At 68.8% G+C, this 10,330-nt stretch carries 6 protein-coding genes and 2 pseudogenes; 5 read left to right on the top strand and 3 right to left on the bottom strand.

Annotation, left to right across the window (positions count from 1 at the left end; genetic code table 11):
- The first annotated feature begins 45 nt into the window (after positions 1 to 45).
- Entirely contained in the window at positions 46 to 1,047 is a 1,002-nt protein-coding gene (locus ACNFOC_RS20520; protein WP_416960540.1) for a LacI family DNA-binding transcriptional regulator, read from the top strand.
- 122 nt (positions 1,048 to 1,169) lie between these two features.
- Positions 1,170 to 2,843 carry a glycosyltransferase gene (locus ACNFOC_RS20515; protein ID WP_416960539.1) on the top strand — a complete coding sequence of 558 codons (1,674 nt, stop codon included), beginning with the start codon at positions 1,170 to 1,172 and terminating at the stop codon, positions 2,841 to 2,843.
- Positions 2,844 to 4,213: 1,370 nt separating this feature from the next.
- Here ACNFOC_RS20515 and ACNFOC_RS20510 read toward each other — a convergent pair.
- The gene (locus ACNFOC_RS20510) at positions 4,214 to 6,646 is read right to left on the bottom strand and encodes an alpha/beta fold hydrolase (RefSeq protein WP_416960538.1); all 2,433 of its coding nucleotides are present in this window, start codon (positions 6,644 to 6,646) and stop codon (positions 4,214 to 4,216) included.
- Positions 6,647 to 6,900: 254 nt separating this feature from the next.
- Here ACNFOC_RS20510 and ACNFOC_RS20505 point away from each other — a divergent pair, with 254 nt between their 5' ends.
- Positions 6,901 to 7,443, top strand: coding sequence for an isochorismatase family protein (locus tag ACNFOC_RS20505; protein WP_416960537.1), 543 nt, complete (start codon positions 6,901 to 6,903; stop codon positions 7,441 to 7,443).
- Positions 7,444 to 7,457: 14 nt separating this feature from the next.
- Here ACNFOC_RS20505 and ACNFOC_RS20500 read toward each other — a convergent pair.
- Positions 7,458 to 8,186, bottom strand: a pseudogene (locus tag ACNFOC_RS20500) (IS5 family transposase); the annotation flags it as partial.
- Between the two features lie 15 nt (positions 8,187 to 8,201).
- Between ACNFOC_RS20500 and ACNFOC_RS20495 the strand changes: the two are divergent.
- Together ACNFOC_RS20495 and ACNFOC_RS20490 are read left to right on the top strand one after the other, a co-directional pair.
- Positions 8,202 to 8,373 (top strand): annotated as a pseudogene (locus ACNFOC_RS20495) (IS1380 family transposase); the annotation flags it as partial.
- Between the two features lie 334 nt (positions 8,374 to 8,707).
- On the top strand, positions 8,708 to 9,382 hold the full coding sequence (locus tag ACNFOC_RS20490) for an MOSC domain-containing protein (RefSeq protein ID WP_416960536.1): 675 nt from the start codon (positions 8,708 to 8,710) through the stop codon (positions 9,380 to 9,382).
- A 65-nt stretch (positions 9,383 to 9,447) separates the two neighbouring features.
- Here ACNFOC_RS20490 and ACNFOC_RS20485 read toward each other — a convergent pair whose 3' ends face one another.
- The gene (locus ACNFOC_RS20485; protein ID WP_416960535.1) at positions 9,448 to 10,299 is read right to left on the bottom strand and encodes a siderophore-interacting protein; all 852 of its coding nucleotides are present in this window, start codon (positions 10,297 to 10,299) and stop codon (positions 9,448 to 9,450) included.
- Positions 10,300 to 10,330: the final 31 nt, after the last annotated feature.

Raw genomic sequence — 10,330 nt, 5'->3', positions numbered from 1 at the left:
CCCCCGCTACTGCCCGCCCCTCCGTACGGACTGGAGTCGCCCCACATGACCACACGGCCGCCGACGCTCGACGAGGTGGCGCTGCGCGCCGGGGTGTCCGTCGGAACCGTCTCGCGTGTGATCAACAACCGCCGGCACGTCAGCCAGAAGGCGCGGCAGGCGGTGGAGAGCGCCGTGGCGGAGCTGGGCTATGTGCCGAACGTGGCGGCCCGTTCGCTCGCCTCGCAGCGGCGCGGCGCGGTGGTGCTGGCGATCTCCAGCGACGATCCGGCGCTGTTTGCCAACCTCTTCTTCGCGGAGGTCATCACCGGGGTGAACGCAGTGATGGAGGAGACCGACCTCGAACTCCTGCTGATCCTGGCCGCGAGCGAGCGGGGCCGCGCCCGGCTCACCCGCGTCCTCCAGTCCCGGGGCGCGGACGGCGTCATGTTGCTGGCCCTGCGCGAGAACGATCCGCTGGCGAAGGTCGCCGAGGCGGGGAACGTCCCCGTCGTACACGGAGGCCGCTCCCTCGAAAAGGCTCCGCGCTGGTACGTGGACGCCGACAACCGGGGCGGGGCCCGCGAGGCGGTGGAGTACCTGATCTCTACGGGCCGCCGCGCCATCGGCACCGTCACCGGCCCGCTCGACATGCACGCGGGTGTCTCCCGCTACCTGGGCTTCCGCGAGGCGGTCGCCCTGGCCGGCCTGGAGGACCACCGGGTGGCGCACGGCGACTTCAGCGAGCTGGGCGGTGCCACGGCGACCGCCCGTCTCCTCGACGAACACCCGGACCTGGACGCGGTGTTCGTCGCCTCGGACGCCATGGCGGCGGGCGCCCTGCACGTCCTGCGCGAGCGCGGCCGGGCCGTCCCCGAGGACGTCGCGGTCGTCGGCTTCAACGACATCCTCACCGCCCGGCACACCCAGCCCACGCTGACGACGATCCGCCAGCCCATCGTCGCGCTCGGCAGCGAGATGACCCGGATGCTGGTGCGCGTGCTGGCGGGCGAGGAGCCGACGCCGCTCATCCTGCCGACGGAACTGGTGATCAGGGAATCCGCGTAGCACGGCGGCCCCGGCCGTCCGGCCCTTCGCACATTCCGTAAGGCGCACCCCAAGGGCCGTACAACTAATCCCCAACAACAAGTGTCTCGTAGGGCAACAACACTTGTCCCGGGGGGGATATTTTGATCAAGGTAAGCGTTGTCGTACCCGTGTACAACGCCGGTTCCTACATTGACCGTTGCGCGCCTTCGCTCGTCAACCAGAGCCTGGGGACCGACGCGTACGAGGTCGTGTACGTCGACGACGGGTCGACGGACGACTCCGCCGAACGTCTCGGACGGCTGGCCGAGGCACATCCGCACGTCCGGGTCTACCGGCAGGAGAACTCCGGCTGGCCGGGCAAGCCGCGCAACGTGGGGATCGACCGGGCCGAGGGGAAGTACGTCCAATTCGTCGACCAGGACGACGAGTTGTCGTACGAGGCGCTGGAGCGGCTGTACGCCCTGGCGGAGCGCAACGGGTCGGACATCGTGCTGGGCAAGGTGCACGGGACGATGCAGGGGCCCAGCAACGTGTTCAAGCGGACGGTCGAGCGGTGCACCGCCGCCGACGCACCGCTCTTCGAGAGCCTGACGCCGCACAAGATGTTCCGCCGGGACTTCCTGCGTGAGCACGGGATCCGCTTCCCCGAGGGACGGGTCAGGCTGGAGGACCAGCTGTTCATGGCGCGCACCTACGTACGGGCCAAGACGGTGTCGATACTCGGCAACTACCCCTGCTACCAATGGAATCGGCGCGAGGACGGCGGCAACAACAGCAGCCGCCGGATCACCGCCGACGACTACTACGGCCACCTGGACAAGGTCGTCGAGGCCATCAAGGAGGGCACCCCGCCGGGCGACCTCCAGGACCGGCTGCTGCGCCGCTCCTACCGTGTGGAGCTGCTACGGCCGGTGAGCGAGCCGCGGGTGCTGCGGCGCACCGGGAAGGATCTGGAGGAGTACTTCACCACCGTCCGCCGGATGGCGATGACGAGTTATCCGCCGGGGGTGAGCGAAGGACTCCCGGCGATCAGCCGGCTGCGGGCGGAACTCCTCGTGCAGGGCCGGCTGGACTCCCTGGTCGAACTCGCCCGCCGCACCGAGCAGATCAGGGCGCACGTCGAGGTGGACGACATGCGCTGGCGGAACGAGAAGCTGGTGATCCGGACCCGGGTCGGCATGGTCAGGGCCGACGGTGAACCCCTGACCGTGGTGAAGCGCGACGGCCGGATGCTGCTCGACCCCGAACTCCTCGACGGCATAGAGGGAGCGGAGGGCTGGGAGGTCCCGGACCCCTTCTCCCACGCGTACGGCGAACTCATCGTGCACGACACCGCCGGCAACCACTGGTGGTACCCCGACGGAGAGTTGACGCCGACCCTGGAACCGCTCGGCGGAGACCGCCACCGGGTCGTGGTCTCCGGTGAGACGGTCATCGACCCGCTGACCCTCAGCGGTGACGCGCCCTTGGACCCCGGCGCCTACCAAGTCTGGGCCAGCGCACAGCTGTTGGGCGTCGGCCGCCGCCCCCGGCTGGCCCCCGCCCAGGGCCGCACCCGTATCGCCCTCGGCACCGTCGCCGTCGGCGCACCCCCGCGACTCGTCTCCCCCACCTGGGCCGGCCCCGGCGGCCAGCTCCGGCTCACCGTCGGCGACCCCGGCCGGATCGGCACCACCCGCCGCGTCCTCCTCCGGACCACCGCCGACCACCGCCTCCGCCACGGCGTCCGCGAGGTACTACGACGCCTGCCACCGGGCGCACGCAAGAACATCCGCGCCAGGGCGCGGCGGGCGGAGAGCTGGATGCTGGGGTAGCGGGGTAGCGGGTTCGGAGGAACGATCAAGGGGCCGCTTCAGATGTGATTCTGAAGCGGCCCCTGACCTACGACTTCTGATCTACGACTCCGAAAAGTCGGGACGACAGGATTTGAACCTGCGACCCCTTGACCCCCAGGAGTGCGGGTCGAAGGCATTTTCTGGATATTGCAGACTTAGCCCGGACGCAGGATGTGTGCAGAAGGCTCCCTCGTGCACCATCGCGCACGCCGTGTGGTCCCCAACTGGTCCCCACTCGCGGTCATAGCTGTGCCGCCGGACGCTCCGTGAGACGTGCCGACACCATGGCCAGGAACCAACCGTTGGACAGCCGCGGACACTGCCGCACAGATATCCGTTGCCCCGAGGGCAACGTCTTCGCTTTGGGGCAGCCCGTCCGTGACGACCTAGACGGTCGCTCTGAGGCGACGGCTTGGCCGAGCAGTCGGCGCTGCCGTAGCCGAGCCATAGGCGCTCGGCGAGGGTCCCGTCGCGCAGCGCGAGGTCCGGTTCCGTCTCACGCAGCGCCTTGCACAGACCGCCCCCTCTGATTTCGGCCCCGGGCCACATCTCCTTCTTCCCTGACTGTCACCACAGCCGACGCTGCGAGGCAGATCCGTGCACCGAACACTGGTCCCCAAAGTTGATCCCCAAGCCAGGGTCGCGAGCCCCCTGTTCGTTGGAGAGGAGAGGATTGCGTCAGCTTCGGCGAGGCGTCCGTGGCGCACATCCAAGGGCCGCCGCCGGGTCAGGAGGTCGGTTCGCCAGGGCTAACGATCTCGTGCACGGCTGGCCGGGGCTCAGTGCCCAGGTAGCTCGTTGACCTGTGCATGATGGGGGCCGGGGCGCGTGAGTTGATCGTGGCGGAGTACCGAATCACCGGGCTGTCGCCGGGCGTAATCGCTGAACTCATCGCCGAGGTGGGGCCGTTGTGGCACGAGCAGCATCACACTCGCCTCACGGCTCGGCAGCGGCGGGCTGTAGGAGCCGGAGCGAAGCACAAGCTCGTCTTCGTCGACCAGCTGCTGGCCACATCCGGCTGCCGTTCCGCCGGGGGACGGCAGCTCCTGCCGAGGGGTCGCCCGCGCCAGAAACGCAATCGCCCGAATCTCTTCCGAGAATGGGGGAGGCGTACCTGCTCTGAGCTCGGCGATGGCGTGGGCGCGGACATCCGCTTCCCGGCAATTGACTAAGTCCTGCGTAAAGAGGCGCTGGAGAGCAACCCTCGAAATTCATGACACGCTCGGATCCTCGCATGCCCCTCTGACACTACGGCCCGGCACTTCGGGCGGCCGATGGGTCCACGCCCCGGGGCCCCGCGGGCCAGGGGCGAACCCACCACGGCACTTGTCGGTTGAGGAGCCTGGCGATCAGTCCGATGGGATGTTTATGTCGTTCCAGGACCAGTCCCGGGAGCGGGTCCCGTCGGCGTCGCGGCCGAACGGGTCCCCTTCGGCGGACGTCGGCTCGCGCACGGCCTGCCGTACGCCGGCACCAGGTCGCTGAGTGCGCAGGGTGTCCGCAGGGTTGGCCGCGCGTCGTAGGTGGGGCCATCCGGCGGAGCCTTCGATCAGCTTCGCTGCTTCCTTGGGGTCTGTGATCCCGGCCCGGTCAACCAGCAGGCGGGCCAGGTCATTGGCAGCCTGGTGAGCCCCGCTGGCCCGGAGGGCGCGTAGCAGGGTCTCGGTCGCGTTCGGGTGGGTTAGATCGGCGTGGGCGACGGGGTCACGCTCGAGCAACACTGCGGACGCCTGGTCCGCACCGGCCTCGCGGAAGGCCATCAGCAGTCTGGCGACGCCGTTTATATCAGTGATGTCCACGTGCCGGGCGATCCACTCGGCCCCGGTGTGATCCGGGTCCAGCGGGCCGTGGATCCGGCGGAAGAGCCGCCGGGCGGCCGTGGGGTGTCCTGCCATCACGGCCCGGCAGCCGAGGCGGACCGACTGCCTGCGGAGCCCGAGCCGCCAGCCACTGTCGGCGAGGCGTCCAAGATCCTCGGCGGCCTCGGTGCAGGTGATCAGCGCCTCCCACAAGGCGTCCGTCCCCAGGTCTGTGGCACGCTGGATCCTGGCGTATTGATCGAGGTAGTCGGCGGGCTGGAACACGGCTTGCTCGCCGGAGCGGTCCCGCTCGGCGCGCAGGGCGGTCAGGGTCTGGCGAATGTCCGTACGCGAACCGTCAGCTCGCAGACCCGTGGTCAGGGCGTCGAGGGCCTGTGCCGCCCAGTCCGGGTCCGCACCGCGCTGCCGCGGAGTGAGTGCCCCCTCCGCGGCTTGGGCCAGCTGTGAGCCGGGAAGCGCCCTCTCGTGGCCGAGGCGGCGCGCGTCCAGGGCGGCAGTGAGCAGGGCGTGTTCGGCGGCGGTGAAGTGCATGCCGGGGCCGTGGCGGTACGCCTCCAGGAGTTCCGGGCCGCCGGTGACCTGCTGCACGACCTCACCGTCTGCCGCCGCGGCCTGGAGCGCGTCGGCGAGCCGCGGGTCAGCGGACCGGCGGGCCAGGTCATCCCACCGGTGACGTTCGTCGGTAGTCAGGGCAGGAGGCACGTGCAGGTGCCGGACGAAGGGCGCGGTCAGCAGGGCGCGGGCTTGCCCGTAGGGGTCGCCCGGCACGCCGAGGGCCGTGAGGTCGTTCCAGTGCGGGGTCGTCCACAGCGTGGCGACGGCCACAACTCCCGGCCGGCGCTCCAGGAGGGTTCGGAGGCTGGCCGCGGCTTCCTGGCCGGCAGCACTCCCGATCACCCGCTGGGCTTCGTCCAGCCACAGCACCGTGCCCGCTTCCACACGCTCTTGGTCGACGAGGTCCCGCAGGCCCTCCGCGGTCGCAGGGCGCAGCATGCGGTGGTCGGGGGCGAGCTCCAGGAGTGCCTCGTACAGTGCTCGGCTCTTGCCCGTGGAGGAGTCGCCGGTCACGACGGCGAGTACGGAGGGGCCACCGTGGGTGGCCGGAGTCAGCGCCTGGCGCAGTTCCGCGTCGTGGCCGCGAGCGAGATAGGGCGTCAGTGGCAGGGCCGCAGGGTCGGCCGAAGTGCCCGAGGGGAGGGCGGTGTGGACGCCCAGGGCTGCCGCGGAGACCGTCCGCACACGCTCCACGGGCGGGGCGCCGGCGGCGGCCGCCAGGATTTCCCGTTTGAGGGCGATGGACGAACGGTGCTCGTGGGAGTCGGGGCGCAGGATCCCGAAGTGGTCGCCAGGCAGGACACCGGTATCGGTGAACGGGCCGTGTGCCGAGGCGGCCACGACGATGCCGTCCTCCTCACCGGCGTAGGCCATGATCGGAATTCGGTCGGCGGCCAGAGGCGCGTGCACGATCTGGGTAGTCACCACGCGCTGTGCCTGATTGACCTGACGGACCAGCGGGTTGAGCTGCTCCACTTGGGGGTTTTTCCGCAACCAGCTGCGGCGCAGGGGGAGGAGGAGCTCGGAGCCGCCGTTGGGGGTCGCGAACATCACGATGCGGCGGATGCGCCGCAGCTCCGGCCTGCGGCCCTCGGCCACCAGCCGAGCCAGGTAGAGCTGGACGATGAGGCCACCCTGGCTGTGCGCCACCAGCACCAGGTCCCGTACATCCGCGGCTTCGGTCTCCAGGAAGCCCTTGAGGCTGTCGGCCACGTCGTCGAAGTCGGGAATGCGGCGGAGCGGATTGAAGCTCCACAGCCGCGACGCATACCGGAACGTCTTGGGGACCACGAAGGAAAGAACCGGGTCGTTGTCAATCAGGCGCAGGAAGTGTTTCCAGGTGTCAGGGGAGGAATTGAGCCCGTGGACGAAGACCACGCCGAGCTCTTCCCTGGCCGCTTGCGTCATAGGTCACCACGCTTGCCATCGCTGCGGAACCCCGACGGCCGTGACACGCGTCCCCGTCCGCGACGACCCGCCCGCGGTTCCAGCCTAACCCCGGGCCCGGAGCAAGCGCCCGACCGGTGAGCGGATGCGTGACAAACCCGCGCGCAGCTCGAAGGGCGTGAGCTAGGCCGTTTCGTTTAGATCACGGCGGGTTCGCTGGTCGTAGTCCACTCCTTGACGCCCGAGGTGCCGGCCGAGCCGGAAAGTCTCGCAGGATGCAGGACACAGCACTGCTCATCATCGACATGCAGAGTTCCTTGTTGACCGGCGCCTATGACGTCGAGGCTTGTCCGCGCAGGGTCGCCAACCTTGCCGAGCAGGCTCGCTCCGCTGGCGTGCCGCTCATCTACCTGCGACAACGGCTTTCCGATGTGCCCGCTGGCCTGATCGACATCCATCCAGCGGTGGCGCCCCGACCGGGCGATGTCGTGCTGGACAAGGACAGCGCTGACTCCTTCCTCGACACTGGGCTCGGTGAGCTGCTGGACGAGCGAACCGTGCGCTGTCTGATTGTCACCGGGTTCGCCACCGAGTACTGCGTTGACTCCACCAGCCGCAGCGCGCTCTCGCGTGGCTACGACCTCGCGCTGGTTGCAGATGGACACACCACGCCTGAACGCCCGCCTGGTGCTGCGCCGTCGGCCGCTCAGGTCATCGTCCACCACAACACGACCTTCTCGACCATCCAGTACGCCGGTCGCCCAATCACGGTCACGCCGGCAGCGAACATCCGCTTCGATGCCGCAATGGTGAGCTGAGCAACGTGTCGGGATCACCGGGCGGACCAGAGGAAGATGCCAGCGACATGGAGTCCGGCCAGGTAGACGGTCGCGGTTTTCTCGTAGCGGGTTGCGATGCCGCGCCGCTGCTTCAGGCGGTTGATGCACCGCTCAACGGTGTTGCGGTGTTTGTAGGTCTCACGGTCGACGGCGGGCGGCCTGCCGCCCCGGCTGCCGCGTCGAAGGCGGTGCGCCTGCTGGTCGGCCGGTACGGGGATGACCGCACGGATTCCGCGCCTGCGCAGTTGCTTGCGGATGGCACGCGAGGAGTAGGCCTTGTCGGCCAGGACGACGTCCGGCGTGGTGCGAGGTCGGCCGCGCTGGCGGGGTACTCGCAGGCGGGCCATGACCTGCGCGAAGGCGGGCGCGTCACCGGCCTGTCCTGCGGTCAGGACGAACGACAGGGGTCGGCAGCGGCCGTCGGCCGCCAGATGGATCTTCGTGGTCAGTCCGCCGCGGGACCGGCCGATGACGTGATCGTCCGGTTCGCCGACCGGGGCCCCTTTTTTGCGAGCCCCGGCCGCGTGCTGGTGAGCGCGCACGCTGGTGGAGTCCACCGAGACAGCCCAGTTGAGGTCCTCGTCAGCGTCAGCCTGGGCCATCAGCGCGGTGAACACTCGCTCCCAAGTGCCGTCGACGGCCCACATTCGCAGCCGGTTGTAGATGCCTCGCCAGTTGCCGTATTTCTCCGGCAGGTGGACCCACTGGGTTCCGGCCTGGAACCAACGATCAGATGATCCAAACGAAACGGCCTAGACCAGGCGATATCGGCGGCTCTGGCACCATGGCGCAAGGCGCAGGCAGTGCACCATCCGGGGGAAGACCTTGCTGGATATGGCCCTGACGGTCGCACTCGGCGGGGACTGCCCGGCCGATGTGGGCATGCTGCGGGCCGAACCGGCCGTGTTCGATCGCCCACTCAAGTGTCGACGCCGTGGACGGCGAACAGGGAATCCCGGCGAGCGAAGTGTGACGGAAGCTCCGCCTCGCTCGGCAAGCACCTTCACCGTGAAGCGGCGGCTCACCGTGATCACCCGACCGGTCGCGGAGGATCGGTTCATGCGGACGAGCGGCGTGAGTGGTTCGAAGGAGAAGGAAGTCGTCGAGTCGGCGGCGGTGCCGTACAGCGCCCTGTTGCCACTTTTCCAGAGATGACCCAGCTCACCACCCTGCGAGCTGTCCAGGTGCAGTCAAGATCAAGAACGGTCTCCGAGCACCGGCGAGGGTCGGATAGCTTGCCACCATGAAGCTTCTGTCAGTGAACACGGGCCTCGCGATGCCCGTCGAATACACAGACGCGCCCAGCGGAACCACTGGCATCAACAAACACCCCGTCCCGGGGCCGGTGTGGGTGACGGCCCCAGGCACGAAGGGCACGGGAGGCAGCGGAGTCGAGGGTGACAATGTCTGCGATCTGCGCTTCCACGGCGGCAACGACCGCGCCGTGTACGCCTTTGCCCGCGAGGACATGGACGTCTGGGAGCATGAACTGGAACGCACACTCACCAACGGCACCTTCGGCGAGAACCTGACCACGGCCGGGCTCGACGTCAACGGCGCGCTCATCGGGGAGCGCTGGCTCGTAGGTTCCGACCTTGTGGTCGAGGTGACCGGCGGCCGCGTACCTTGCCGCACCTTCGCGGCCTGGCTCGGCGAAAAAGCCTGGGTCAGGCGATTCACCCAGTTCAGCAGGCCCGGCGCTCTGTTGCGTGTGATCGACTCGGGCAGGATTTCCGCGGGTGATCCCATCCGTGTCGTACACCGACCGGACCACGACGTCACGGTGGCTCTGTCGTTCCGAGCCGCCACCCTGGAACGCAGCCTCCTGCCGCATATCCTCGTCGCTGCCCAGTGGATGGAATCAGAGTTGCTGGAGACAGCTCGCACGTATGCGGAGAAGTATCACGCTTGTCCATGATTGACGCTTGATCAGACCGTTCATGCAGCCTTCCGGACCTCGCCTGCCGGCCCGGGGATCCGCGGTCACTCCAGCGCATCAGTCCGGTCTTTGATGTCCTCTTCGGTGAAAGCGTCGTCCTGGCTGAGATGCCGTCGCCAGTAGCCCGTGAAGGCCACGGCACGCCTGTCCATGCCGCACTCGTCCACCAAATGCCGGCGCACTGCCCGGACGAGGGACGCCTCGCCCGCGACCCAGGCGAACCCCTCACCACCCGGCAGACGCGTGGCTCGCACCGCGCGGACCAGTGCGGGGTCATTCGTACGTGGACCGCCGCCACCGTGTACCCACCGCACGTCGACGTCGCCCGCGCTCCGCCACCGCTGTTCCTCGGTGGCATCCGACACCTCCGCGCACACGAACGCCCGCTCACCCGGCGCCAGTTGTTCGAGAAATGCGCCTATGGCAGGCAGAGCGGTCTCGTCACCGACGAACAGCCTCCATGCGGCCTGCTCCCGCACCTGCTTCCGGCTCGACGCGGGACCATACATCCAGATCACGTCACCAGTACGCGCCGTCGCTGCCCAACGGGAAGCGGGACCCATGTCGCCCTCCGCACCGTGCAGCACGAAGTCGATCACGATCTGCCGCCGATCGGCGAGGTGATGTCGGACGGTGTAGGAACGCATCCAGGGTCGTTCGGATTCGGGTATGGCGAGATAGTCGCGGTACCACCGGGTCACATCACCGTCCGCCGCCGGAGCGGGCACCGCGAGGGCGCCCCCGTTCCGCGCGAAGAACAACTTGACCTGCTGGTCCGGTGCCACCGACACGAAGTCGGCGAGCCCTGGGCCCTCGAACGTGATGCGCCGCATGTGCGGCGTGAGGTACGTGGCGCCGACGGCGCGTAACTCGGTGGAGAGCATCGGACGACTCATGGCGGTGTTCCTCCGGCTTACGGTGTCGCAG

The sequence above is a fragment of the Streptomyces colwelliae genome (assembly GCF_048158785.1).
In the GTDB taxonomy this organism is placed as follows: Bacteria; Actinomycetota; Actinomycetes; order Streptomycetales; family Streptomycetaceae; genus Streptomyces.
The sequence above is the reverse complement of the archived record's forward strand: the minus strand, read 5'-3'. Positions and strand labels throughout refer to the sequence as shown.